Here is a 24,659-nt window from a genome sequence, read left to right on the forward strand (position 1 = left end):
AACGCTCTTCATCAAGCACTGGTATTTTTTAACGCAAACATCGTTTCTTAAAAGGATTCGCCTGCCTCCAGATGATGTTTCTCCTCAGCAGGTGCTATTTTAAACAACCAGAAAATACCCGACAGCACCAGCAGTCCGGAAAATATTGCCATCGTCTCTCTCAATGAGAGGATATCAAACTCCAAAATCAGCGCCGCAACGGTAACGGAAATGGATTGTGCCAGCGTAAAGAGTAACCATTCCAGGCTAAATACCCGTCCGCGATATTGATCCGGTGCACGGCGCTGAACTAAAACCGTACTCATCACCCAGTTTGATCCTGAGGCCATGTGCGCCAGCATTACAAAAAGTCCCATCCAGAACAGCATCTCAGAGTAGCTGACAAATGCATACATCAATCCGGCACTGATCATAAAAAATCCCATTCCTTTTACCCAGGAATTTTCCCGTTTAAACACTCTGCGTCCCACAACAGGACCGATTCCCGTTCCGATTCCCCTGGCCGCATATAGAATTCCCAGACCAATACTGCCCATCATCAAAACGTCCTCGGCCACAATAATCAACATGTAAACCAGGGCTCCGATACACATTGTAAATGTACCTTTTGCGAGAGTTGGCCTTAATACATCTTTATTGGTCCGCAAATACACAATCCCATCCCGGATTCCGTGAAGCGGATTTCGGGTTCTGTGTTTCTCCTCAGACGACATCATTTGTTGAGGAATCTCAGCTTTGTAAATGAACCAGGATGAAACCATATAAGTAATCGCATTGATCAGAAATACAAGATCTGTCCCCAGCCATTCTGTAGCGAAACCGCCAAGTGCCATACCGGAAGTAAAGATGATACTCCATGATGCAGCCGAGAGTATGTTGGCGTTTACTAACTCCCCGGGCGTTGTAACATTTGGAATGGATGAGGTTTTGGCCGGTTCAAAAATTGCCGAAAATGCCATTTGAATGGCAATTAGCAGATAGGCCAGCCAAAGCAGTGACTCAGACGAAATAAAAATAAACCCAAGTACGACCACTCCCCGAATGATATCGCACCAGATCATCAGCTGACGTCGATTGAACCGGTCTGTAATGTACCCGGCGATGGGTGAAAAGGATGCCAGACTCAGCATCTTTACCACGATGATCAACCCAAGCAGTAGTTCTGATCCGCTGTACCTCTGAATGATTGCGTATACCGCAAGAATCCCAAACCAATCGCCGAAATTAGATATAATCTGAGCCAGCCATAATCTTCTGTAATCGTGATTATTGCGAACTAAATCTAAATATGGCTTGATTTTACTTTTCAACAGTGTTTTTGATTTGCAGAGCAGGTTCGGATCATCAATTGAAATCACAGAATTGAGGACAGGAATAACCGGTGCTTACGTTGATGAATGTTTCATCTATTTAACCCCGGTACTTCCAAAACCGCCTTCACCGCGGTTGGATTCGGGAAGAGTTTCAGCCGCCTCTTCAATTTCAGGCTGATAAACGGGAGCTATAACCATTTGAGCAATTCGATCGCCGTGTTTAATCACAAAGGGTTCGTCACCATGGTTAATCGCGAGTACCTTTACTTCGCCCCGATAGTCGGAATCAATTGTGCCGGGAGAATTTAACATGGTAATCCCCTGTTTATAGGCAAGACCGCTTCTTGGACGTATCTGTGCTTCGTAACCGTGTGTAAGCGCCATCTGTAAACCGGTAGGAATCAAGTCTCGCTCGCCCGGTTTAAGTGTTTTCGGCTCAGTTAGTGCAGCACGAATATCCATACCAGCGGCTTCATCACTTTCGTAAGAAGGCAGAGGTAAATCCCCCGCATGATCCAGTTTTTTGAAATAGATTTTAATCTTGTCCCCTGCGTTCATAATTAATTAATCGAACTTTTACATTTCCAAAAATTACACGTACATGGGCTTCTACAGGAACGCGTAAATCATCTGCAGAGAACCACGATTTAAATGTACCGTTGAATCCAAAAGGTCCATCAATATCTGCCGTTCCATCACTTCTGTACGTTTCAATGGGTTCATCAAATGCGTCATATTCACGCATCTCAGTTTTCGTCCTGCTTTTTGCCGACACTATACCCATTTCGTCTTCAGTATAAACCGGTAGCTCATAGGATTCATCCAAACCGGCAAACATTCTAGCATAGTAAAAAATGATGTCGCCACCACTGGCCGGTTCTACCAATTCTAAAGTGTCTGTAGGCTCACCCTTTTCAAAGAATTGCACTTCTTCCGCCTCTCTGTCGAAAATGACGCGAACGCGATCGTACTCATCATCATGAATATCATCCCGCCAAAACACATGGCTGTATGGCCAGTTTTCATTGTATTGAAATAAATTTTCATAATTTACAATACGGGTACCCATAAATGGCAGCTTTTTATTTGATCGCATTGTTGTGCGAAGATGATATGCCTTCTCCCCGCCATAGGTTGTATCCGGGAGTAACTCCACATCTACCCAGCCAAGGGTAAAAAAACCGTATCTCACCTCATACTCGAAAACTTCCCGGGTCTCCAGCATCTCCTGCATGGAAGGCACCTCTTCCCTGTCTCTTTCGTAGGTAAAATCTGATTGTGCAAATAGGGCAGGTACTGCCAACAGCCATAAAATGTTACTCAACAAATGCTTTAAAAGCGTCTTCATCATATCCAACTAAAATTGCTTCTCCTTCTACTAAAACGGGACGTTTGATCATAACCTGATGTTCCAGCAACTGTTCAAACAACTCGTCTTCACTCAAATCCTTATCCTTCAAACCCAGTTGCCGCCATTTCATCCCACGCCGGTTAATCAGCACATCCAAACCGATCTGATTTACAAATGATTGCAGTTCGTCTCTCGTCAGCGGCTCTTTTTTCAGATCAACAAATTCATATTCAATCTCGTTATCTTTCAGCCACTTAAATGTATCGCGTACTTTGTTACAGTTTTTAATCCCGTAAACTTGTATCATTCCTTTACTTCTGATTTTTTAAGTTTTTGTTTCATAAAAAATACAACATTTTCGTGACGATATCGTCACCTTTACCAAAAAGAACTGATTACATCAACACTCCATTTCATATCAACCCGGTTATAGTGATTTTTTACAAAAAACGTTTCTTCATCCTCCCATTCTTTATGTTATTACTGGTTACCGGTTGTAACCAAAGCAGTGATCAGCGCGATTTTGAACGTGCTGCGTTCAGCCTACCCGAGGGTATTACTGAAACCAGTGGCAACGGAACCGTCATTAACAGTGATCCGGACGACTGGCGAATTTCTCCGTTCTTCCAGGGAGTGGTTCAAATTGATCCCGCGTATCCAAATCCGGTTCTATCCTCTAATCAAGTTTCATTGGATGTAATTATTACAGGTACAGATGCTGTATCTGAATTAATTGTTTACGCTTATTATGGCAATAACAATGTCCGGCCTGTTTTTGAAGATTTTCGAGCTCCTGTTCCAACAGGGCTGACATCTCTTCCTCTATCACCACTTGATATCGCCCGATTCAGAGAAAATCCACAAGGCACGTATCGAATTGTACTTCTGGATGGCAACGAAAATGTTATCTCCTATGGGGATATCCGGGTTGAATAAGGAATTAAATCTGTATTGTCATTAAGGCGGTCAGCCTATATCTTCATCACTTATGCCAAAAGATAAACTTACACCATCAGAAAATGCGATTTTACGGGAACTGATTTACCCCGAACCTTTTTCTCATATTCAGGAAGAGACAGGCCTCAGCTATGGAGCCATCCGCGACGATTTAATCAAGCTGATCAATCACGGATATATCGAAGTTTTCGACTCCGCTACCCTCATCTCTGTATCCCCTTTTTACGATTCCGACAATATTCAGCAGTTCAGCTTTAAAGCCACAAAAACAGGACTTAAACGAATTCAGAGCCATGCAATTTGAATCTACCATAGACGATCAGTCGTTTGAAGTTAATATTGATGATGACAGCAGTTTTGCTACCGTAAACGGCAAAGAGATGCCTTATGAGTTGATTGTTCAAGCAAACGGACGTGTACTTTTCCGGACCGGAACTAAATTACATATCATCGATAATATAGAAGTAGAGAAACAGACAATCTCCTTCTCTATTGACGGCAAATTTGTAAAGACTGTTGTAAAAGATGACCAGGAACTGCTGCTTGAGCGTCTTGGATTTTCAACAGAAGAACTGGCCTCAGCCGGTTTACTGGAAGCGCCCATGCCGGGTAAAATCCTGGAGCTTCTTGTTAATGAAGGAGACGAAGTTGAGGAAGGCCAACCGGTAGTCATCCTCGAAGCCATGAAGATGGAAAATGAATTAAAATCCCCTACAGCCGGTACGGTGGCTACTATTGTTGTTTCTGAAAATGACAACGTCGAAAAAAATCAAACTATTTTAGAGATCGAACCACGTGGATAAATTTGTTATTGAAGGCCCGACCCCGTTAAAAGGTGAAATTGCAATCAGCGGTTCCAAAAATGCCGCACTGCCCCTTATGGCGGCTTCTATTTTGGGAAACGGCCCCTCTACCCTTCACCTTATACCCAAACTTCGCGACATCTATACATTTAACAATGTAATTCGCGTAACAGGTACAAAAGTTGAATTTCACGAAGCTGAAAATAAACTGGTAATTGATCCTACTCATCTGAGTCACACGGAAGCCCCGTACGATCTGGTCAGAAAAATGAGGGCTTCATTCTATATGCTTGGAGCGTTGGTTGGACGAACCGGACAGGCCAAAGTATCCCTTCCCGGCGGTTGCGCGTGGGGACCGCGTCCTGTGGATCTCCATCTGAAAGGAATGGAAGCTATGGGCATAAATATCGACCTGGACGAAGGATACGTTTACGCTTCAATCGATGGTGACGATGTGGAAGGCGGCGAGTTTACTCTCGACCCGAGCAGTGTTGGCGCTACCATTAACCTGGTTTTGGCAGCTGTAAAACGAGCCAAAAAATTTGTGATAAAAAATGCGGCAAAAGAGCCGGATGTAGTTCTTCTCTGCAACATGCTGGTTAAGATGGGAGCTGACATTGAAGGCATCGGGACAGATACCCTAACGGTTCGGAAAGCGGATGAACTCCGGGGAGTTGAAATGTCTAACGATCCCGATCGTATCGAAACCGGAACCTATATGATTGCTGCAGCCATGCATCCGGAATCCGACCTTACACTAACCGGATGTAAACCCGAAGACCTTGGAACCTTTCCAAAACACTTTAAAAAACTTGGTGTCGATTATTCAGTGGATGGAACTACCATAAGGATCAGATCGAAGGAAAAAATCAATCCGGTATCCGTGAAAACAGAAATCTATCCGGGCTTTCCAACAGACCTGCAGGCTCAGTGGGCAACACTTATGACTCAGGCTGATGGAGAATCTAAAATCACCGATACCATCTACTTCGATCGTTTCAGCTATGTACCGGAGCTAAACCGGCTGGGAGCAAAGCTGAAAGTGGAAAAAAACAGGGTAACCGTAAACGGCAAAACCGAGCTTTCGGGTGCATCCGTAATGAGTACCGACCTTCGGGCAAGTGTCAGCCTGGTTATGGCCGGTATGGCAGCAGAAGGGACTACTGAAGTACTTCGGGTTTACCATCTCGACCGGGGATATGAAAACCTCGAAGATAAGCTGAACAGCGTGGGTGCATCTATAAAAAGAGTCAGTGAAGAGTAAAAGTTTGTACCCTTCAATTCTTTATTCATTCAATATTTAATTATTAGTCAACTTTCTGCTATATTTAAACATTGGACTAGTTCGAAAACTTTTCTGCGAACTCGACATACTACTATATTGATATTTAAAGTTTTACGACATATCACCCCTTATTTGATTTTTCGCCTCAAAGCGGTCTGCCGCTCTGACGCGTTCTCAGATTTTGGTATTTACGGGCCTGAGAAAGCGCCCACACCTATTTCTAACAAGAATTCTAACTGTTTAGCAGCTCGCTCGGCTTCTGCTCGTGCAAATGCCCATCTGGAATATGATGTAACATTTTTCAAGACAAACCAGATCTTTTTGATTGTGAAGTGTAAGCTTAGCGAATTGCTGATGAAATTTTACCGCTTACATGAAGAACCAGATAATTATACACTCATCGGGCAAACAAACCCGTGTTGCACTGCTGGAAAATGGAGAACTGGCACAACTTTTTATAGAATCTGAAGAGAACCAGCGAACGGTAGGTGACATCTACCTGGCTCGCGTACATAAGGTAATGAGTGGTATCCGCGCCGCATTTATCGATGTTGGCATGGAAAAAGACGCTTTTCTACACTTTTCTGATGCCGGTGATCATCTCGGTGATTATATCAAAATGATGAATGGTCCTAAGAGTATCTCCAAAGATGCCAATAAAGATCTTCAGAAATTTGATAAGCTATCCAATAACGACAAACAGATTCTGGCAGGTAAACTGCTTCAGAACAACCAGCGTATTCTTGTTCAAATAGTTAAGGAACCGATCGGTTCCAAAGGACCACGTGTTTCAACCGATATTACTATTGCCGGGCGATTTCTCGTTCTGATCCCAATGGGGAACTACATTGCGATCTCAAAAAAGATCAATAATGGAAAAGAGCGCAGACGCCTGAAGAAAATTGCAGGAGATATGTTGCCTGATGGGTTTGGCGTAATCATACGAACGGTTGCCCAAGGACAAGATAAGGAGTCTCTTGAAGACGACATGCGCACCGTTCTGAAAAAGTGGGAGCGAATTCTCAACAAGCTTGAAAATGCCAAACCGCCAACTCTTCTCTACAAGGATCTGGATATTACCGAAAGCTTGATTCGCGATCTGTTTGCCAAACAGTACGACCGCGTTCTGATTGATGATTATCAGCTTTACAAATCCATCAAGAGCTATGTATCTCAGATTGCGCCTAAAATGCTGCCGAGCGTTCAGCTCTATAAAGGGAAGGATCACATTTTTGATCACGTAAACGTAGGTCACGATGTAAATTCCATCTTCAGTCCGCGGGTTCGAATGCCATCGGGCGGTTACCTTATTTTTGAGCAAACAGAAGCAATGTATGTTGTGGATGTTAACTCCGGGCCCTACGCAGCGAAGGAGAAGCAAGAGGATAACTCCCTCAAAACCAACCTGGAAGCTGCACGCGAAATCGCTAAACAGCTTCGATTAAGGGACATTGGTGGAATCATTGTAGTAGACTTTATTGATCTGCGCGATGATAAAAACCGCAAAAAGATTTATGACGAACTGAAGAAAGAGTTCAAGAAAGATCGTGCCAAAACAAATGTTATCGGCATGAGCGATTTTGGCTTGGTTCAGATTACACGTCAGAGAATACGACCCAGCGTGGTTAACTCGGTATCCAAAGTCTGCCCGATGTGCGGTGGCTCAGGCTCTGTAGTAAGCCAGGATACCATTGTAACCGATATTGAAAGCTGGATCAGTAAATTTAAGTACAGTACGGAATATCGCGCTGTCGACATCTACATCAACCCGTACCTGAGATCTTATCTCACACGCGGTCTGTTCAGCCTGAGATTTAAATGGATGCTCAAGTACAAAGTGAAACTCACTTTTATTGCAGATGAGACGATATCACTGAACGAGTTTAAAGTTACACTTGCAGGATCTGACCTTGAAATTACAGACGTAGTACTTCAGGGAGACTCACTCGATACAATTTTAGCAGCTCATGAGCAGCAGAGCAGAGAACTGGATAAAGGCTCAGATATATCCAGACAGGTAGACTATTACTCTAAAGACGATGATAATGGTAAGTCTAAGCGGCCAAGTCGTCCTAAGAGACCAGCCCGGCAAAACAACTAAAAGATTTAAGTTTCACCGAATTAAAGAGAATTGATTAAATGACAAATTTGAAAAATTTGCATGCCACGACCGTTCTGGGAATTATTCACAACGGAAAAGTAGCATTAGGAGCAGACGGACAGGCAACACTGGACAAAACTGTAATGAAGTCTACAGTTAAAAAAGTTCGTGAACTGCAGAAAGGAACCATATTAGCAGGATTTGCAGGTTCTACGGCTGATGCATTCACACTATTTGAAAAATTTGAAGAGAAATTAAACAGCTATAACGGAAATCTTCAGCGGGCAGCCGTTGAAATGGCTAAAGAGTGGAGAAAAGATAAATTCCTCCAGAAACTTGAAGCCCTTTTGGTCGTTGTAGATAAAGAAACACCCCTTCTCATTTCGGGCCAGGGTGATGTGATTGAACCGGATGACAAAATTCTGGCAATTGGCAGTGGCGGCTCATATGCACTTGCAGCCGCGCGTGCATTAAAGGAAAATGCGCCACAACTTTCAGCCAAGGAAATTGTTGAAAAAGCGCTGCATATTGCCGCTGATATCTGCATCTATACGAATCATAATTTGACCATTTTAGAAATTGACGAGTAGTAACATGAAGTTAGTAGAACAACAAAATTTAACCCCGCGACAGATCGTCGCAGAGCTCGATAAATATATTATCGGCCAGAAAGAAGCGAAACGATCCGTTTCTATTGCACTCCGTAATCGATGGAGAAGATTAAAATCTGATCCTGAAATTCGTGACGAAATTATTCCGAACAACATTTTAATGATCGGCCCTACCGGTGTAGGTAAAACCGAAATAGCACGACGATTGGCTAAACTGGCCGGTGCACCATTTATTAAAGTTGAGGCTTCTAAATTCACAGAAGTTGGCTATGTAGGCCGTGATGTGGAATCTATGATTCGTGATTTGACAGATATCGCCATAAACATGGTGAAAATGGAAATGCAGGAGCGCGTTAAAGGGAAAGCCGCAGAGATTGTGGAAGAGAAGATACTCGATATCCTCATCCCTCCTGTTCGTAAAAAAAGTCCAACATCAACAACTGCTGCAAATACCGGAGAAGTTGGGTTTAACCCTGATAATGCTTCCGATGCAGAGTTAAACGAACGTACCCGAGAGCGTTTCAGAGAAAAACTTAAGAATGGTGACCTCGAAGATCGTGATATTGAAATTGAAGTTGATTCCTCCAAAACCCCGATGATGCAGGTCTTTGGCCCGCAGGGAATGGAAGAGATGGGAGTTAACCTGCAGGATATGCTTGGGAACCTGACCAAGGGACGCAAAAAAACCAAGCGTACACTTCCTATCAGCGAAGCCCGTGAAATAATGCTTGAGCAGGAAGCTGAAAAATTGATCGACCACGAAGCAGCTGTTCAGGAAGCTTTGGAAAGAGTTCAAAATCAAGGAATTGTATTCATTGATGAGATCGATAAAGTAGCAAGTGATTCATCATCCAGCAGTAAAGGCAGCGGAGAAGTAAGCCGGCAGGGTGTTCAGCGCGATCTCCTCCCCATTGTTGAAGGGAGTACGGTAAATACAAAACACGGTATCGTTAAAACCGATCATATCCTTTTTGTCGGTTCTGGTGCTTTCCATGTATCTAAACCATCAGACCTGATACCTGAACTACAGGGCCGTTTTCCAATACGTGTTGAACTGAACTCTTTAACTGAAGAAGATTTCTTTAATATTCTGACTCAGCCAAAAAATGCGTTGACGAAGCAGTATCAAGCCATGCTTGAATCTGAAGGCGTTACGGTAGAGTTTACGGAAGATGCTATTCGCGAAATTGCCAAGATAGCCGCAGAAGTGAACCAGCAGGTTGAAAATATCGGAGCCCGACGGCTTCACACGATTTTATCGTCACTGCTCGAAGAACTGCTGTTTGCCGTTCCGGATGATATTCAGTCCGGTGAAATTAATATCGACCGGGAGTATGTACAGAAACAGCTCTCCGGATTGGTAAAAGACAAAGATTTAAGTCATTATATCTTGTAAAAAGAAAATTTAATGCTAAAACAAAAGAAACGTTTTAGTTCAATTTTCGTTAGATATTAGGTAGTATCTCTGCAGAGGGATGATTATACTCTTTGAGTAATCTCTCCGTTACATATTAAATACTGAACCAAAATACCGATGTCTGTGAAGAAGTTTCTCGCTCCTCAACTCGCTTTATTGATGATTTTGTCTGCCGTATGGCTTGCCGGTGTGGATAAAGTGATCGTAAGTAATGATAAACACCAGGAAAATTTACACAAATACCTGCAGGTACAGCGCAGGGTTTTGGATAATTATTTTGGTGACACCTCTATAGATCTCCTGTACAAACGCAGTTTAGCCGGGTTAGTAAACGGTATTGAGGACAGTACGCTGGATATTTCGGGTACTCCGATTGATACCACGCAATTCAAAACCGTTCAAAACCTCAGAGATTCTTATAATAGTTTTGAAGAGGCCTATCTCTATGTAGCAAACAACTACCCTGATGAGAATATGTCACAGCTTACGGATAATTCAATCCGTGAAATGCTGGATACTCTTGACCCTCACTCCGTTTACATTGAGCCAGACGATAGTGAGAGAATTGAAGAAGAGTTTGCAGGAAAATTTCAAGGAGTTGGTATTCAGTTCAATATTATTCAGGATACCATTACCGTGATCACAGCAATATCCGGTGGACCGAGCGACCAGCTTGGAATCATGTCAGGAGATCGTATTATCTCTATTGATGACACCAGTGCGGTAGGCTACGATAACGAAGATGTTATGCGCCGGCTTCGTGGTGAAAAAGGCACAAAAGTTGACGTGGAAGTCCTTCGCCCAAGAAATTCAAATCCGATCAATTTTACGATTGAACGGGATGATATTCCCCTCACCACAATTGATACAGATTACATGGTTGATGAACAAACCGGCTATGTAAAAATAAACCGTTTTGCAGCTACAACTCATGAGGAGTTTCTTTCTTCAGTTGATACCTTACGAGAGCAGGGAATGGATCGTATTATCTTAGATCTCAGAAATAATCCCGGTGGTTATCTGAGCCAGGCTATTGCCATATCTGAAGAGTTTTTCCCACGTAATACGAAATTGGTTTCTACCGACAGTAAACATTCGCGCTTTAATCAGGAAGTTTATTCTAGCCGAAATGGTGTTTTGATGGACATTCCGGTTATTGTGCTCGTCAACGAAGGATCTGCTTCAGCCAGTGAAATTGTAAGTGGCGCTATTCAGGATCACGACCGCGGTTTGGTAGTGGGACGAAGAACGTTCGGTAAAGGATTGGTTCAACAGCAGTATGAACTGATCGATGGCAGTAACATCCGGGTAACTATTTCCCGTTATTTAACACCATCCGGCCGACTTATTCAAAAACCTTTCGATGGAAAAAGCGAAGACTATGCTTTTGAGTTTATTCACCGGTCATCTGACCCTGCTGTCGATGCGGAAGAATTCAAAGATCAGGTACCGGATTCATTAAAATACACTACCGAAGCCGGAAGACCCGTATTTGGTGGAGGTGGAATTGTACCGGATATAGTTGTTCAACAGGATACGACATCCTCACCATACCTTTTTAACTTTATGTTAGTAAATCGGGTTGATTTCAACTTTGTGCGTGACTTCCTCGATGATAAAGGCGAAGAGTTCCGAGAAGACTGGGAAAGTGATTTTCAGGCATTCAGAAACGATTTTGAATGGAGTGAATCCGATAAAGAGACCTTCCTGTCTCTGATGAAGGATGAAGGACTGGAAATCGTTGATGATCTGGAAGAACCTGAAGTTGAGGACAATACCCTGAGATTGACACAGGAGATGTATGATGACCTTGTGTGGATGAACTACGGCAGAATGAAAGCTGAAATTGCCCGACAGGTTTGGGGCAGTGAGTATTTCTACCCTATTGTGAATGATTACTTCAATGAGACACTGACCGAAGCAATTAAGCTGTGGGATGAAGTTAAAGAGTTGGAATCTTTTGCAACTACGCAAGCTGCAAGAATGGAATAACTTCTCAGCTTTTTATAAACTTTTTTAAAACGGCCTGTTACAATAGCAGGCCGTTTTTGTATCTGTCCGTTATTGTGACTGCAGCTGTTTCTGTTCGGAGTCGTTTTTCACCCAGAGAGTATGCCACTCCTCCTCTCTCTTTCAGAATTGATCTCTCCGACTCTGAAAAACCGCCCTCCGGCCCAACAACCAACATCAGTTGATCGCCTAAAAGATGTTGTGTTTCTCCTTTATCAATCGTTTCATCAGCATAGATCAATGACATTGATTTTCCTCTTGCGTCAATCGCAGCGGATAAATCCTTGGCAAAACTTACTTTTGGCAGAAATAATCGCAGAGACTGTTTCATGGCAGATAGAACTGTAGACTCCACCCTGTCTAACCGAACATTTCCTTTCTCGCTATGATCCCCTCTGAAAACAATGATCTCATCAGCTCCAAGTTCCACACATTTTTCGACTGCAAATTCGAGCCTGTCCCTCTTCTTGATCAACCCAATAACTAAAGTTATATATGGACTTTTTCTCTCTTCAAGGGTCACATCAAGGATCTCACAAGTCACATCATTTTTGTGAATTTCAGAAACACTGCAATTGAACAACTTTCCATTCCCATCGGTTACAAATATCTGATCACCGGTTCTAATCCTTAAAACACGTGTTGCATGCTTCGCTTCCTGATCTGTAAGACGCAACAGTTTGGGAGTAACTAAATCCGGGGTAGTATAGAAAAGATTCATCGTTTCAAATATCGGGCACTTCGATCAAATTCTGTTTCTCCCGTTTCCAGAACGAGTTTAACATATGGAGTACAAAGTTTGCAGTTTGTACACGCTATTTTTTTCTCCTGAATCTCTGCCAAGCTCTTAATTCCTTTTTCCCTTGCAATACGCTTTATTTCAGCGAAAGAGATCTCGTGGCAAATACATCGATCAACTTTCATGTTTGAGCGTTTTTGTTAAACATCTATTTCTGTTTAAAATGCTTACCCAGTTTCAAACCTTGTCCCTGATAGTTACTCTTGATATCTGATCCATAAATAATGTCCGGAATTTCACTGTTCGGTTCAAAATTCATACTGCAAAAAGTTTGACCGTGTTCAATCAAAAATGGCACATCATGCGATCGAACCTCAAGCACAGCGCGAGCACCGCCATCTTCTGCAGACCCGCCAAATCCGCTGTCAAAAAATCCGGCGTAGTGTGTTCGAAGTTCACCTGAACCTGTATCGTAAGCAATCATTTCCGCTGCCAGATGTTTTGGAATCCGGCATCTCTCCTTGGATGCGAAAATGTAGAATGCTTCCGGTTCTAAAATCAGGTGATCTTCGCTTGCGGATCGAATGGGCTCCCAAAAATCCGAAACCTCATAATGGTTGATCTTATCCAGATCGATTAAATCGCGGTGCTTTTTCGCCTTATAGCCTAAAACATCGTTCTCATTACTATGGAGATTCACACTTAAGAAAAGTCCGTTGTTTACTTTCACCTCATCAAGAGGCAACGGAGTTCCGGACTCATCAAATAGCAGTGGATCACCCGAGTGCACACGAAGCAGATCCTGATCGGTCAAAACCGTATGACCATGACGGATACGAAGCTGGTTTAATCGGTGACCGGTCCTAACCTTGATCGGAAAGGATTTCGGCACAACTTCCAGGTAGAGGTTTCCCTCAAATCCGGGTTCTATCTCTTCAAAACGATGGGAATAATCTGTAATAACCCGAGTGAAGATATCGAGTCGGCCCGTTGTGCTTTTCGGGTTCGCCTTTGCCGTCAAGTTTTCTGCAGATACCAGTCGAACAGATTGGTCTCCATTCCCGTTGAACAATTTCTTTTGTGGAGAAAAATGAGATGCGGGCATTTTCAGCTTCTCAAGAAGCGGAATGATGTAAACGCAATTAGGCTCCAATACAGCACCATCCTCGATGGAGAAGCTGTATTGATGTAGTTTGTTAATTTTTTGCTGAACCGTTTCATTCTCCGGTAAAAAGCTGCTACGCACACGATACGCTTTCTCACCTAGTCGGAGATCAATAGAATTAGGCTGAAACTGATCTTCCTGAATTGGATGACCATCTACTCCGGTAATCACCCCGGCTTCGTTTAAAACCTTCAGTTTTTGTATGGGTAAAATGCCCTTTGTTCGCAATATTACTTCGCTGGTAGTTGTGCTCATAATCGTTATTCATTTAATGATGCGAAGTTAACAATTTATGATCGTTTTTGAAGGCTAAATTTTGTTTGATGAAGAATACATGACCTGTCTCTTTTTGATTCCCCCTTTGTCCTCTCTGTTCTCTTTCATTCACAAATAGTGGTACGTATAAAAACCGTTGTCAGGATATCATCAACTCCGTAGGAGTTATCTTTTTATAACCTTGGGTTTCAACTCAAGGTTTGAGTAAAACCTTAAATCCCTACTGAATAATGGGATTGCCTTGAATTGTTGATTTGAGTTGAAGAGAATGTAGGTCGAAGTACATATTTATTACACAACAAAGTTCAGCGTCTTACTGCCTCAATTCAGATTGGTTTGTGAATTTAGCCCTCTGTTCGGCAGATAAATTTTTTACTCCTTCCTGCTCTACCCATGTTACATCCCGATGGGATGTAGATTGTAAATCCTAATTCCTACTTTTAGATGTTTAATTTGAGTCAATAAAATTATTGAAACCAATAATCATACTATTGTAACTGTTTTGAAACCCTGGAATTAATGTGTTTTCAAGTTGTCCCGTAGGGACAAAATATGGGTAGAAGTACCCATCGGTTCTCAAATTGCCCGCCGAATAGAGAGATTGGTCTGAAATGTTGATTGGAGTTGAGAGGGTAAGTAAAAGTGCTTATTGATTTCACAACAAGGTTCAGCGTCTTAATGCCTCAATTCCGATTGTTTCTTGAATTTAGCCCTCTGTTCGGCAGACAAATTTTTTGCTCCTTCCTGCTCTACCCATGTTACATCCCGATGGGATGATGGGAATAAAATTTGATTAAGGATTATGAATCACGTTAAAAGTATTAAACCAAAGCATTTAACTAAAATGGATTTCACCAAAATTTTCTTCAGATAATTGTATTCTAGTATGTGCAATAACTCCGTAGGAGTGACCTGCTTATAGCCTTGGGTTTCAACCCAAGGTCGGAGCGAATACCCATATCCTCCGCCGAACAGAGAGATTGTTTAAGATACAGGTTTGAATTGAGGCGGAATACAAAAACCTTGTTTTAAACCACCATTTCACCCTCTCTCAAGACTTGATAAAAAAATCTCTGTGGATTCCCGAATTTCTTTTTTCTGCTCATCCGACTTTTTATTATCAAACATATTCACCATAAAATTCACCCGACCGCTGTCGTTGAACGTCTCTCTCTGTTTATCCACGAAATTCCAGTAAAGGTAGTTAAACGGGCATGCTTTCTCCCCCGTCTTTTTTGTCACACTGTATTCGCAATTTTTACAGTAGTCACTCATCTTGTTAATATAATTCCCGCTCGACACATACGGCTTTGAGGCTAAAACACCGCCATCTGCAAATGTGCTCATTCCAAGTACATTCGGAAGCTCCACCCACTCATATGCATCGGCGTACGCGGTTAAAAACCATCGCTCCAATTCTCGCGGATCTGTTTCCGTCAGATTGCTGAAGTTACTCAGGATCATCAGCCGTTGGATGTGGTGCGAATAGGCTTCATCAAATACCGGTTTCAGGCTCTGCTCCATGCACTTCATTTTGGTTTCCCCGGTCCAATACATTTTTGGCAGTTTTTCTGTAAATCCAAAGTGATTTGCATTCCGAACATCAGGCATCATCGCCTCATAATAGATACGGATATACTCCCTCCACCCGATAATTTGCCTCACAAGCCCTTCAACTGAATTGAGTCGTGCATTGCCTTTCCGGTAGCTCTCTACGGCCTTCTCACAAATCTCAGTAGGTGTAAGCAGGCCATTGTTCATGTAAATGGACAGCTGTGAATGAAACAGCGTGTTATTCCCGGTTTTCAGAGCGTCTTCGTACGGACCAAACTGATCCAGGCGCTCACTAATGAATTGATCCAGAAGCTCAAGTGCCTGATCTCGTGTAACGGCGTAACCAAAATTTTCAGAGCTCCCAAAGCTGTCCGGGAAATAGTCGTTGACCATCGCAATGACTTCTTTTGTAATCTCATCCGGCTCAAATCGTTTGATTTCCGGAACCGGGTGATTTTTTGGAAGTGACTCGCGATTCTGCTCGTCGTAATTCCACTCCCCTCCTTCCGGCTCGTCACCGTTCATCAAATAGCCTGTCTTGCGGCGCATCTCCCTATAGAAATACTCCATCCGGTAACCGGGCTCAATCTTCTCTTTCCACTCCTCAGGATCAGCCAGAAAAAAACTATTTGGAATCTCTTCAACCTTGTCACCAAACTCACCGGCCACTTTTCGCAATCTCTCTCTGGAATCCCACTCAGACGGAGTCATAAACGTCAGCTGTCCTTCAAACTGAGATAGTATTTCTTTCAGTCCGTCATCAAAATGTCCGGCCGTAGAATGATAGAGCACATCAAAACCCTTTTCTGCACATTCAAGTGCGAAATGGCGCATACTGCTCAACACATATACGGCTTTCTTCTTGTGATGCGGAACCTCTCTGCCTTTATCGCCGCTCTCCATAAAAATAAGAAGAGGTTTCTCTTTTTTTACCCAATCCGGCCAGGAATCCAGATTAAGCTGATCGTGTAGAATAAAGATTGCATGATCAAAGTTTTTTAAATATGGCTTTTTGATTGTCTGATCAATGTTTTGCAGAAATGGTCGGGACATCGATATTCATTTTTTATTGATTTGATTGCAGATATCACATTTTCTATTAAAAAATCATTTCCTTCTTGCATTTCATTTATATTACTACTTATTTAGTACTGACTTATTCGTAGAATAAAAACTTAGCCCTTTAAATATGCGCAGATCACTCACACCGCTTGGAGAAACTGAAATGGAAATTCTGCACCACGTTTGGGAACTGGAAGAAGCCTCAGTTGCTGATGTTCGTGAAAGAATGCTTGAATACCGAGAGGTAGCTTACACCACAGTAATGACCATCATGAAGAACCTTGCAGACAAAAAATTCCTCAAATATCGAAAAGAGGGGCTCAGTTACATTTACAGTGCTGCCATAAATCCTGATGAAGTTCGCGGAAATCTGGTCCACGAAATTGTAGATAAGGTTTTTAAAGGCTCCACTAAAGATCTTGTTCAGGCACTGGTTAATAAAGAGAACCTTACGGCGAAAGAGCGGGAAGAGATCAAAAATTTGATTGATAATCTGGAGGATTAAACCATGGATGTATTCATCTTTCAACTTTCCGAATTTGCACAGCTTGTTTTTGAAACTATCTGGCTGCCACTTGTTATCTGGACAGTTATTAGTTTTGGTGTATGGTTATTCCTGCAAATGTTTGAAAACGTCCACCCGATCTACCAGTATCACACACGTCTGGCCCTGATCTTTTCTCTCCCTGCCGGGCTCCTCTCTTTGGCATCCATTCATTATATCTCAGACTGGATCACAGCTTCTGCAGGTGAGGGATTGACCATGATTACCGTGATCAGCCCAATAGATATCTCGTTTACTCAGGTTGAGGAGTCTTCCGGAATTCCTTTTATGGTGATAGTCCAATCTTTGGCTGTCGCTATCTTTTTATCAGGTATGATATTTTTCCTGATCCGATTTTGCATGCACGCCATAAACCTGAAAAAACTGCGCAAATCGTTGAACTACATGCCAATATCCGAAGTGACAGCTTTATCTCCTGAAAACAGAGGTTTAGCTTTGGCTACAGGTAAAAATGTTCAGGTGGCATTCCTGAGTTCAGAGATTATTCCGGTCACTTTTGGTTTTAGAAAACCTGTGATTCTACTTCCCGATTCGCTGAAGAGTCAACCCGAGAAATTAAACCTCGGACTACGGCATGAACTGACTCACATCACACAGCACGACTTTTCCTCTCATCTGATGGTCATTTTGACCGAAGCAGTTTTTTGGTTTCACCCGATGGTACACCGTCTCAAGCGTGAACTTGTGGAGTACAGGGAGATGAGATGCGACAATATTGTACTGAGTGAAGCATCCGTATCGCGAAAAGAGTACGCTTCACTGCTGCTTGAGCTGATACCGATGCCTAATCTCAATAAAGAACTTTCCGTAAATATGGCTCAGGAATCTTCAAACCTTAAAAAGAGGATCACGATGATTACTCAACAATCCAAAACCAAACCTATACCGAAACGCACCAGCCTTATGATACTGGGAGTCATATTCATCTCAACAGCACTTGCCATGGCCTGCACCGATATGCAGACACAGAACGTGTTTGATGAAGAAGAACTCGATTTGATGACAAACATTGACAAAACTGGAGAGCAGGGCTATCATGAAATCATCATTTATATGAGCGAGGAAGAGCAGGCAAACCGCCACGAAAGCAAACTAGAACAACTGCGAATGTTGGAACCCGAACATATCGATGCCATCCAAGTCTGGAAAGGTGAGCAAGCCGTAGAGCGATTTGGCTCTCGCGGTGAAAAAGGTGTCATCCAAGTCAGAACCAAACTGGACGCCGAATCCTACAATAATACACTCAAAGCGCTGGGGATGAATCCCGTTGCACCTGAATCACTCACTGCTCAAAACAGTGAATCCTCCCCGCAAGATGATTTCTTTGTAGTCGTTGAGGAAATGCCGGAACTGATAGGTGGGCTTGAGTCACTTCAACAGCAAATTCAATACCCCGATATGGCCCGGCGAGCCGGAATTGAAGGACGAGTATATGTCCAGTTTATCGTGGATGAAAATGGGAATGTTGATGATCCAAGAATTATCCGTGGTATTGGTGGAGGGGCGGATGAAGAAGCACTCAGAGTTGTAAGTCAGGCAAAATTCAAACCGGGAATGCAGCGCGGTAGACCCGTGAGAATTCAGTATTCACTTCCGATTATGTTCAAGCTTGGTAATGAAGAAAACGGAAATGTTGAAAACAGCTCAGGTGGGTCAGCACAGGTTGAATCTCCTGAAACGATGGAAAAGAGAATGATTGTAGAGGTTAATAATGACGATGGAAAAATTAGCGGCACCGTACTGGATGGTGAAACCCGGCAGCCACTTGCCGGTGCAAATATTACGATTGCTGGATCCGATGTAGGTGCATCAACAGACATGGATGGGAATTTCTCGATCGACGCCGATGGGTCCGGAGAATATGAGCTGATTTTCACTTACATCGGTTACGAGAAAGCTTCATTGAGTATCACACGCTGAGCCATAGCGTGCGGATTGAAGAGTCGGTTTCCGATTCTTTTCAAAAGCGAAATCCTTCACGGGGTTTCGCTTTTTTGTTTTTCCTGATTTTGTGTATTCTCTGTCTATCTATTTATCGGTAAACCCAAAAGAACTCTATGGCTATTCCTAGAAATATAACCTGTGCAATTTTTACAGTTATCTCATTTCTCCTGATTGTTTTGATTTTTTCTTCGTGCAGCAGTTCAGAGAAATTAACAGATGGAAATCTGGATCATCTCAATCTCAATGTTGAAAGCCCTCAATCGAATGATGACAATTATGTAGTTCAAATAGAAGGATTTCAAGATGATGGCGGAGAGGACTACAAATCAGTGCTGCAACGATTAGAACGACATGAGTGGGATGACATCGTATCAGTAGATGATAGTTCAAGTACGGAAGAGAAAAATATTCAGGTCGAAATTCTTAATCGTCCTGAATCATTAAACAGGGTATTGTGGCAGATCAGTATGGAGCACTATCGCAACCACGCCGTTGATTACACACCTGATCATCAAGACGGTGAATCCTTGATTATGAGCGAAATGCCCGAACTTATCGGCAGTTTTAATGAGCTGCAGAAAAAAGTTCACTATCCTTCTCATATGGAGGGAACAGGAATTGAGGGGCGAGTAGATCTTGTCTATGTAATCAACGAATTCGGTGAGGTAACGGACCCGGAGGTTGTAGGAGGTGTACATCAAAGCCTGAACAGGGAAGCCATCAGGGTGATTCAGCTTGCAAAGTACAAGCCTGGAATGATGAATGGATTACCGGTAAAAGTGAAAATGAACGCTCCTATATTTATCAGGGAATAAACAAATAAATGACCTAATGATTCGATATCTCAATCCCTTCCTTTTTATTTACTGCCTGCTCATTACCGGCTGCGGAAGCAGTTCGAATGTTCAAGAGAATAATCTAAATTCCCTGAATCTTGAGGTTAACCTGGCCGATGAAAACAGTTCTTATCATACAATCACACTTTCAGGATTCAACCAGGAGATTCAAAATCAATATGATGTAACTGTTCAAAAACTTGAAGCGCTCTCTCCGGAAGACGTAAAAAAAATTGATCAAAGTGCAGATCAAATTGCTGCCACAATTAAGGATGACCCAATCTCTTACAATCGCGTTCTGTGGGCGCTGGGCAGTGAACACTTCAAGGAACATTCTACAGATTACGAAAGTCCGGAACCCACAGCTTCTGACTGGGATGAAATGCCTGAACTGAACGGCGGAATGAATGCCCTGATGTCTGAGGTCCGTTATCCGGAAGAGCTCAATGGACTGGGGGGACAAGTTATGGTAGAATTTATTGTCACTCGTTTTGGAGATGTGAAGGATCCATTCGTTACACGCTCCCTGCACTCAGCAGCAGACCATGAGGCGATTCGTGCTATAAAAAAGATGAAATTTAAGCCCGGTATTATAGATGGAGTTCCGGTACAGGTCAAATTCACAGCACCCGTCTTTTTCAGAAACCGTTGATTTAGTTGTACTTAATTTTTGAGTTTAGGAGATGATACGATTTGTGAATACTGAAAATTTATTTCTGCATTTTTTGAAACCCTTTCTCTATCATTACGTACCAAAACTTAAAGCTCACAAATAAATTCATTTAGAAGGATAACTATCATGCCGGCTAAGCTCAGAAAATCTCGTACTGATAAAATGATTGCAGGTGTTTGTGGTGGAATTGCCGACTACCTGGGATGGGATTCAACCATCGTGCGAATCATCTTCTTAATCCTTGTATTCTCATCCGTGGGAACCATGGTACTGTTCTATTTTATTCTGGCACTAATCATGCCAGATTAAAAATCCTTTTGGATTATATCTTACCGCTGACCATCTTTTCACTAATTGAATGAAAAGCGGTTACTTATGAAAATTGCCATCCTTGGTGAAAAAAACCGTGCTTCGGCATGGGAAAAGCACCTTAGAAAATTATCAGCCATAACGGAAGTTATCATTACTCCCTCCATTCCTGCACGGGATAGTGTTGATGCCGCAATTTTGCTTGATAATACTGATCAGAAACTCATCACTCTGGAGAAACTCATCAAGCTGGGAATTCACTCCTACCTGGTTTCCCATCTTCCACTGAACAAAAAGTCGCTTGAAAAAATACATCATTCTGCACAGGAAGCTAATGTCAGGGTTCAATTTAGCCACTGGCCATCACTGGCTCCGGCTTCATTATGGATGAAACAGAAGATCAAAAAACCGAACCTGATTCAAATTAAACGAGAGGTTAAGTTTGTATCCGGAGCCGTAGATCAAACTGAAATTGACCATCACTGGATTGACGAAGTTGCCTGGATTATCAAAGGACTTGGAGGAAATGTTCACAGAATCGAGGCAAAACCCATGATGATCAATCAAATCCGACTGGGACTGAATATCACTCTTCGATATGAAGACTCATCCGTTGCTTCCATTCAGTTTTCTGCCTTGGGCAGCTCAAATCTCCATCAAAGAACAATTTCTGATGAAAATGTTGCCATTGATTGTGATGCCATTCATCAGCTGGTTCAACTCTACCGAATCAATGATTTTGGAAATCTTAAAGTAGAGACGAAAAAATTTGACCCGAAATCGACCGCAGAAATTTCAATATTGCAGTTTATTAAATCGATCCAACTCAAGAGGGATACGTTGTATAATGCCTATGATGCACTTCAAACGTCTATCATTGTGAATAGAATTTATGAGCAGATTCGAAAAATGTGATTTTTGAACTCAACGAACCTACTTCATTTTCTTCAACATCTTAAACGCCGTTTTCAGCTTTCCTCTCGACATTATCGAATCGATAAAATTAAACTGTCCGCCCGAGAGTTTCTCTCCTCCGTCAATAGTGACGGTCTCCCCTGTGATATATGGAGCCATATCGCTCATCAAAAATGAAGCAAGGTTTGCCAGTTCTTCGTGCTCTCCATAGCGACCCGCCGGAATTTTCTCGAGATACTTTTTCTCAAACTTTTTATTGGGAAAAAGACGTGTCCATGCGCCTTCGGTTGGAAAAGGTCCGGGTGCGATTGCATTGACCCGAATCCCATAGGTGCCCCACTCGAAAGCCAGTGATCGGGTCATTGCCAGAACACCGGCTTTGCTACAAGCGGACGGTAACACGAACGCGGATCCGGCATCTTCGGCATATGTAGTTACAATATTCAGAATATTTCCTTCCTGTTTGTTGTCGATCAGATAGTTTCCAAAATGGTGGGTGCAGTTAAAACTGCCATGGAGAACAATATCTACGATAGCTTTAAATCCACCGGGTGATAAATCTTCAGATGCGCTCAAAAAATTTCCCGCGGCATTGTTTACCAGTCCGGTCATCTTTCCAAAGTCTTTGACGATTTGCCGGACCATCTCTCCCACTTTCTCATACTCCCGAACATCCACCGTATACCATCGAACGTCCGTTCCGTATTCCTTCAGTGTTTCCGTGGCTTTAATAAGTTTTTTTTCGGTACGGCCACAAATGGCAATATCCGCTCCCAACTCTGCAAATTTCTTCGCCATGGAGAGTCCCAGCCCGCTTCCGCCGCCGGTAATGAGGATAACTTCGTTATTGAGTGTATCGTTTGTAAACATGATTTTTTAATTATTAATGTGAAGTTCTATCAGAAAGTGTCCCCTCCTTCTCAAGGAGGGGATTTAGGGGTGGTTCAATCAAAATCTACTTTTAGCGGTTTATGCAGTTCATAAGCCCGTACTTTAAATTTATCTTCCAGATAAATCACAGTACTATCATAATCCTCTTCCAGGTCTTCATTCTTTAAACGGATTAATTGAATTCCTTCTTCATGCAGTCGTTGATCCTTTCGCTTATCCATTTCAGCTTTATCCGGGTAATAGTGCACATCTCCATCCACTTCAATTGCCAATTTTTCCGGACAATAAAAATCAACAATAAAGTTGTCTATTCCGTACTGCCTCCGGACTTTGAACCCGAACATTTGTTTTCCCTTCAGATCACTCCACAGCCTGACCTCCCATTTCGTCATGTTATTCCGAAGATACTGGCGCTGTTTCTTTGTCTTTTTTGGATTTAGCACGATAGTTAAACTTAAACTTTAACATCAATCACCCCCCGGCCCCTCCTTGCGAAGGAGGGGAGAATCTTCTCCATTCAATAATCAATACCAAGTGCAAAGATCAATCAACTATTTACTATCTACCATAAACCAATTACTATGTTCTTTCAAAAATCCCCGCAGCGCCCATACCACCACCAATACACATCGTTACCATTCCAAACTGCTTATCGAGTCGGTGGAGGTCGTGGATAATTTGGGTGGTCAGTTTTGCGCCGGTGCATCCAAGCGGATGGCCCATTGCTATAGCTCCTCCATTCACATTCACTTTTTCTGGATCAAGCCCCACTTCGCGAATCACAGCCAGTGACTGCGCCGCAAAGGCTTCATTCAGCTCAATCAGATCAATGTTGTCAAGTTTAAACCCGGTTTGTTTGAGTACTTTTGGGATCGCCTCTACCGGACCGATACCCATGATTTCCGGTGCCACGCCACCCACGGCAAAACCGTGATATTTTGCAATCGGTTTCAGCCCAAGTTCATCCGCTTTTTTCCGGCTCATCACTAAAACACCGGCAGCCGCGTCGTTCATTTGTGAGGAGTTTCCTGCCGTCACACTTCCACCCTGTTTGAAAACCGGCCGCAAACCACCAAGAGCTTCAAGGTTTGTATCTTTTCTCGGACCTTCATCCTGTTTGAAAGTGAATTTTTCCTCGGCAACTTGTCCGTCAGCCGTGACGTATTTGTGAACCACATCAATCGGTGTAATCTGTTCCTCAAAATAGCCCTCTTCCCACGCCTTGACCGCTTTCTGATGGCTTTTCAATGCAAACTGATCCTGATCTTCCCTGTTCACTCCGTACTTGTCTGCAACATTCTCCGCCGTCAGCCCCATGTTGATGTACACTTCAGGACGTTCTCTTGTAAGCTCCGGATTGGGCTGAAATGAAACTCCACCCATCGGAACCTGGCTCATACTCTCCACTCCGCCGGCAATCATGATATCCGCTCCGCCGGCCATGATTCTTTCCGCTGCCATGGCGATCGTCTGCAGACCGGATGAACAAAAACGATTGATCGTCATTCCCGGAACTGAATCGGGCAATCCGCCCATAAAGACAGCCTGACGTGCCACATTCATCCCCTGGGAGCCCTCCGGAAAGGCACATCCCACAATGACATCCTCAATCATCTCAGGTTTCACACTCGGGGCTGATTTCAGCAAATCCTTGATGATTTCTCCCATCAGCGAGTCCGGCCGGGTAAACCGAAGAGATCCCTTATTGGCCTTTCCACAAGCAGTTCGCTTCGCAGCTACGATGACGATTTCTTTATCCATGGTTCTGGTTTTTTAAAAAAGTTTAGGATTCAAAAGTCCCCTCTTGAGAGGGGAAAAGGTATTATGAAAGCGCAAAGCGCGGTTCATAGTGCCGAGGGGTGTGTTCATCGTTGACTCACTA

25 protein-coding genes are annotated in these 24,659 nt (G+C 42.9%); 14 read left to right on the plus strand and 11 right to left on the minus strand.

The window, feature by feature from the left end; all coding sequences use genetic code 11:
• Positions 1-47 precede the first annotated feature (47 nt).
• The 4 genes from CWD77_RS06045 to CWD77_RS06060 form a co-directional block, all read right to left on the minus strand.
• On the minus strand, positions 48-1,310 hold the full coding sequence (locus CWD77_RS06045; RefSeq protein WP_101072959.1) for an MFS transporter: 1,263 nt from the start codon (positions 1,308-1,310) through the stop codon (positions 48-50).
• Between the two features lie 96 nt (positions 1,311-1,406).
• On the minus strand, positions 1,407-1,871 hold the full coding sequence (dut, locus tag CWD77_RS06050) for a dUTP diphosphatase (protein WP_101072369.1): 465 nt from the start codon (positions 1,869-1,871) through the stop codon (positions 1,407-1,409).
• The gene (locus tag CWD77_RS06055; protein WP_133120192.1) at positions 1,849-2,664 is read right to left on the minus strand and encodes a DUF3108 domain-containing protein; all 816 of its coding nucleotides are present in this window, start codon (positions 2,662-2,664) and stop codon (positions 1,849-1,851) included. Before CWD77_RS06055 ends, dut begins: the two co-directional genes overlap by 23 nt.
• Positions 2,630-2,971: an arsenate reductase family protein gene (locus CWD77_RS06060; protein ID WP_101072372.1), complete on the minus strand. Its 342-nt coding sequence runs from the start codon at positions 2,969-2,971 to the stop codon at positions 2,630-2,632. Before CWD77_RS06060 ends, CWD77_RS06055 begins: the two co-directional genes overlap by 35 nt.
• Before the next feature lie 167 nt (positions 2,972-3,138).
• Here CWD77_RS06060 and CWD77_RS06065 point away from each other — a divergent pair, with 167 nt between their 5' ends.
• The 8 genes from CWD77_RS06065 to CWD77_RS06100 all read left to right on the plus strand — a co-directional run bounded on the left by CWD77_RS06065 (position 3,139) and on the right by CWD77_RS06100 (position 11,830).
• Positions 3,139-3,600, plus strand: coding sequence for a hypothetical protein (locus tag CWD77_RS06065; protein ID WP_101072373.1), 462 nt, complete (start codon positions 3,139-3,141; stop codon positions 3,598-3,600).
• A 52-nt stretch (positions 3,601-3,652) separates the two neighbouring features.
• On the plus strand, positions 3,653-3,925 hold the full coding sequence (locus CWD77_RS06070; protein ID WP_101072375.1) for a hypothetical protein: 273 nt from the start codon (positions 3,653-3,655) through the stop codon (positions 3,923-3,925).
• Positions 3,915-4,424: an acyl-CoA carboxylase biotin carboxyl carrier protein subunit gene (locus CWD77_RS15705; protein ID WP_101072377.1), complete on the plus strand. Its 510-nt coding sequence runs from the start codon at positions 3,915-3,917 to the stop codon at positions 4,422-4,424. The genes CWD77_RS06070 and CWD77_RS15705 overlap by 11 nt, the downstream gene beginning before the upstream one ends.
• Positions 4,417-5,688 carry a UDP-N-acetylglucosamine 1-carboxyvinyltransferase gene (gene murA, locus CWD77_RS06080; RefSeq protein ID WP_101072379.1) on the plus strand — a complete coding sequence of 424 codons (1,272 nt, stop codon included), beginning with the start codon at positions 4,417-4,419 and terminating at the stop codon, positions 5,686-5,688. The genes CWD77_RS15705 and murA overlap by 8 nt, the downstream gene beginning before the upstream one ends.
• 394 nt (positions 5,689-6,082) lie before the next feature.
• Positions 6,083-7,810 (plus strand): Rne/Rng family ribonuclease, encoded by a 1,728-nt coding sequence (locus tag CWD77_RS06085; RefSeq protein ID WP_101072394.1) that lies wholly within the window; start codon positions 6,083-6,085, stop codon positions 7,808-7,810.
• Positions 7,811-7,848: 38 nt separating this feature from the next.
• Entirely contained in the window at positions 7,849-8,400 is a 552-nt protein-coding gene (hslV, locus tag CWD77_RS06090) for an ATP-dependent protease subunit HslV (protein WP_101072395.1), read from the plus strand.
• 4 nt (positions 8,401-8,404) lie between these two features.
• Complete coding sequence (hslU, locus tag CWD77_RS06095; protein ID WP_101072397.1) at positions 8,405-9,817, plus strand: ATP-dependent protease ATPase subunit HslU; 1,413 nt, start codon at positions 8,405-8,407, stop codon at positions 9,815-9,817.
• Positions 9,818-9,955: 138 nt separating this feature from the next.
• On the plus strand, positions 9,956-11,830 hold the full coding sequence (locus CWD77_RS06100; protein ID WP_101072398.1) for a S41 family peptidase: 1,875 nt from the start codon (positions 9,956-9,958) through the stop codon (positions 11,828-11,830).
• Positions 11,831-11,867: 37 nt separating this feature from the next.
• Here the strand turns inward: CWD77_RS06100 and CWD77_RS06105 are convergent, their stop codons facing one another.
• From CWD77_RS06105 to CWD77_RS06120, 4 genes are all read right to left on the minus strand, one after another.
• A complete protein-coding gene (locus tag CWD77_RS06105) occupies positions 11,868-12,569 on the minus strand; it encodes an RsmE family RNA methyltransferase (protein WP_101072399.1) in 702 nt (233 codons plus the stop codon).
• Complete coding sequence (locus tag CWD77_RS06110; protein WP_101072400.1) at positions 12,566-12,772, minus strand: (2Fe-2S)-binding protein; 207 nt, start codon at positions 12,770-12,772, stop codon at positions 12,566-12,568. Before CWD77_RS06110 ends, CWD77_RS06105 begins: the two co-directional genes overlap by 4 nt.
• Before the next feature lie 23 nt (positions 12,773-12,795).
• The gene (locus CWD77_RS06115) at positions 12,796-14,007 is read right to left on the minus strand and encodes a 2'-deoxycytidine 5'-triphosphate deaminase (RefSeq protein ID WP_101072401.1); all 1,212 of its coding nucleotides are present in this window, start codon (positions 14,005-14,007) and stop codon (positions 12,796-12,798) included.
• A gap of 1,062 nt (positions 14,008-15,069) precedes the next feature.
• Positions 15,070-16,635, minus strand: a complete 1,566-nt coding sequence (locus CWD77_RS06120; RefSeq protein ID WP_101072403.1) for a cryptochrome/photolyase family protein — start codon at positions 16,633-16,635, stop codon at positions 15,070-15,072.
• Between the two features lie 136 nt (positions 16,636-16,771).
• Here CWD77_RS06120 and CWD77_RS06125 point away from each other — a divergent pair, with 136 nt between their 5' ends.
• From CWD77_RS06125 to CWD77_RS06150, 6 genes are all read left to right on the plus strand, one after another.
• A complete protein-coding gene (locus CWD77_RS06125; protein WP_101072405.1) occupies positions 16,772-17,149 on the plus strand; it encodes a BlaI/MecI/CopY family transcriptional regulator in 378 nt (125 codons plus the stop codon).
• Positions 17,150-17,152: 3 nt separating this feature from the next.
• Positions 17,153-19,129, plus strand: a complete 1,977-nt coding sequence (locus CWD77_RS06130) for a TonB family protein (protein WP_101072412.1) — start codon at positions 17,153-17,155, stop codon at positions 19,127-19,129.
• Between the two features lie 137 nt (positions 19,130-19,266).
• The gene (locus tag CWD77_RS06135) at positions 19,267-19,968 is read left to right on the plus strand and encodes an energy transducer TonB (protein ID WP_101072414.1); all 702 of its coding nucleotides are present in this window, start codon (positions 19,267-19,269) and stop codon (positions 19,966-19,968) included.
• A gap of 16 nt (positions 19,969-19,984) precedes the next feature.
• Positions 19,985-20,641, plus strand: a complete 657-nt coding sequence (locus CWD77_RS06140) for an energy transducer TonB (RefSeq protein ID WP_101072416.1) — start codon at positions 19,985-19,987, stop codon at positions 20,639-20,641.
• Positions 20,642-20,788: 147 nt separating this feature from the next.
• Positions 20,789-20,971, plus strand: a complete 183-nt coding sequence (locus CWD77_RS06145; RefSeq protein ID WP_101072417.1) for a PspC domain-containing protein — start codon at positions 20,789-20,791, stop codon at positions 20,969-20,971.
• A 66-nt stretch (positions 20,972-21,037) separates the two neighbouring features.
• Entirely contained in the window at positions 21,038-21,886 is an 849-nt protein-coding gene (locus tag CWD77_RS06150) for a hypothetical protein (RefSeq protein ID WP_101072418.1), read from the plus strand.
• 18 nt (positions 21,887-21,904) lie between these two features.
• Here CWD77_RS06150 and CWD77_RS06155 read toward each other — a convergent pair whose 3' ends face one another.
• The 3 genes from CWD77_RS06155 to CWD77_RS06165 all read right to left on the minus strand — a co-directional run bounded on the left by CWD77_RS06155 (position 21,905) and on the right by CWD77_RS06165 (position 24,538).
• The gene (locus CWD77_RS06155; protein ID WP_101072419.1) at positions 21,905-22,756 is read right to left on the minus strand and encodes an SDR family oxidoreductase; all 852 of its coding nucleotides are present in this window, start codon (positions 22,754-22,756) and stop codon (positions 21,905-21,907) included.
• A 74-nt stretch (positions 22,757-22,830) separates the two neighbouring features.
• A complete protein-coding gene (locus CWD77_RS06160; RefSeq protein ID WP_276307511.1) occupies positions 22,831-23,220 on the minus strand; it encodes an endonuclease domain-containing protein in 390 nt (129 codons plus the stop codon).
• A 136-nt stretch (positions 23,221-23,356) separates the two neighbouring features.
• Positions 23,357-24,538 (minus strand): thiolase family protein, encoded by a 1,182-nt coding sequence (locus tag CWD77_RS06165; RefSeq protein WP_101072421.1) that lies wholly within the window; start codon positions 24,536-24,538, stop codon positions 23,357-23,359.
• Between the last annotated feature and the right edge of the window lie 121 nt (positions 24,539-24,659).

The organism is Rhodohalobacter barkolensis, assembly GCF_002834295.1.
GTDB lineage: Bacteria > Bacteroidota > Rhodothermia > Balneolales > Balneolaceae > Rhodohalobacter > Rhodohalobacter barkolensis.

Bases quoted from the DNA above. Each gene is read 5' to 3' on its own strand.
- CWD77_RS06120 (WP_101072403.1), bottom strand. From the start codon at position 16,635: ATGTCCCGACCATTTCTGCAAAACATTGATCAGACAATCAAAAAGCCA.
- CWD77_RS06060 (WP_101072372.1), bottom strand. From the start codon at position 2,971: ATGATACAAGTTTACGGGATTAAAAACTGTAACAAAGTACGCGATACA.
- CWD77_RS06140 (WP_101072416.1), top strand. From the start codon at position 19,985: ATGATTCGATATCTCAATCCCTTCCTTTTTATTTACTGCCTGCTCATT.
- CWD77_RS06110 (WP_101072400.1), bottom strand. From the start codon at position 12,772: ATGAAAGTTGATCGATGTATTTGCCACGAGATCTCTTTCGCTGAAATA.
- CWD77_RS06150 (WP_101072418.1), top strand. From the start codon at position 21,038: ATGAAAATTGCCATCCTTGGTGAAAAAAACCGTGCTTCGGCATGGGAA.
- CWD77_RS06105 (WP_101072399.1), bottom strand. From the start codon at position 12,569: ATGAATCTTTTCTATACTACCCCGGATTTAGTTACTCCCAAACTGTTG.
- CWD77_RS06125 (WP_101072405.1), top strand. From the start codon at position 16,772: ATGCGCAGATCACTCACACCGCTTGGAGAAACTGAAATGGAAATTCTG.
- CWD77_RS06130 (WP_101072412.1), top strand. From the start codon at position 17,153: ATGGATGTATTCATCTTTCAACTTTCCGAATTTGCACAGCTTGTTTTT.
- CWD77_RS06085 (WP_101072394.1), top strand. From the start codon at position 6,083: ATGAAGAACCAGATAATTATACACTCATCGGGCAAACAAACCCGTGTT.
- CWD77_RS06155 (WP_101072419.1), bottom strand. From the start codon at position 22,756: ATGTTTACAAACGATACACTCAATAACGAAGTTATCCTCATTACCGGC.
- hslU (WP_101072397.1), top strand. From the start codon at position 8,405: ATGAAGTTAGTAGAACAACAAAATTTAACCCCGCGACAGATCGTCGCA.
- CWD77_RS06065 (WP_101072373.1), top strand. From the start codon at position 3,139: ATGTTATTACTGGTTACCGGTTGTAACCAAAGCAGTGATCAGCGCGAT.
- CWD77_RS06070 (WP_101072375.1), top strand. From the start codon at position 3,653: ATGCCAAAAGATAAACTTACACCATCAGAAAATGCGATTTTACGGGAA.
- hslV (WP_101072395.1), top strand. From the start codon at position 7,849: ATGACAAATTTGAAAAATTTGCATGCCACGACCGTTCTGGGAATTATT.
- CWD77_RS15705 (WP_101072377.1), top strand. From the start codon at position 3,915: ATGCAATTTGAATCTACCATAGACGATCAGTCGTTTGAAGTTAATATT.
- CWD77_RS06100 (WP_101072398.1), top strand. From the start codon at position 9,956: ATGTCTGTGAAGAAGTTTCTCGCTCCTCAACTCGCTTTATTGATGATT.
- CWD77_RS06145 (WP_101072417.1), top strand. From the start codon at position 20,789: ATGCCGGCTAAGCTCAGAAAATCTCGTACTGATAAAATGATTGCAGGT.
- dut (WP_101072369.1), bottom strand. From the start codon at position 1,871: ATGAACGCAGGGGACAAGATTAAAATCTATTTCAAAAAACTGGATCAT.
- CWD77_RS06055 (WP_133120192.1), bottom strand. From the start codon at position 2,664: ATGATGAAGACGCTTTTAAAGCATTTGTTGAGTAACATTTTATGGCTG.
- CWD77_RS06135 (WP_101072414.1), top strand. From the start codon at position 19,267: ATGGCTATTCCTAGAAATATAACCTGTGCAATTTTTACAGTTATCTCA.
- CWD77_RS06165 (WP_101072421.1), bottom strand. From the start codon at position 24,538: ATGGATAAAGAAATCGTCATCGTAGCTGCGAAGCGAACTGCTTGTGGA.
- CWD77_RS06115 (WP_101072401.1), bottom strand. From the start codon at position 14,007: ATGAGCACAACTACCAGCGAAGTAATATTGCGAACAAAGGGCATTTTA.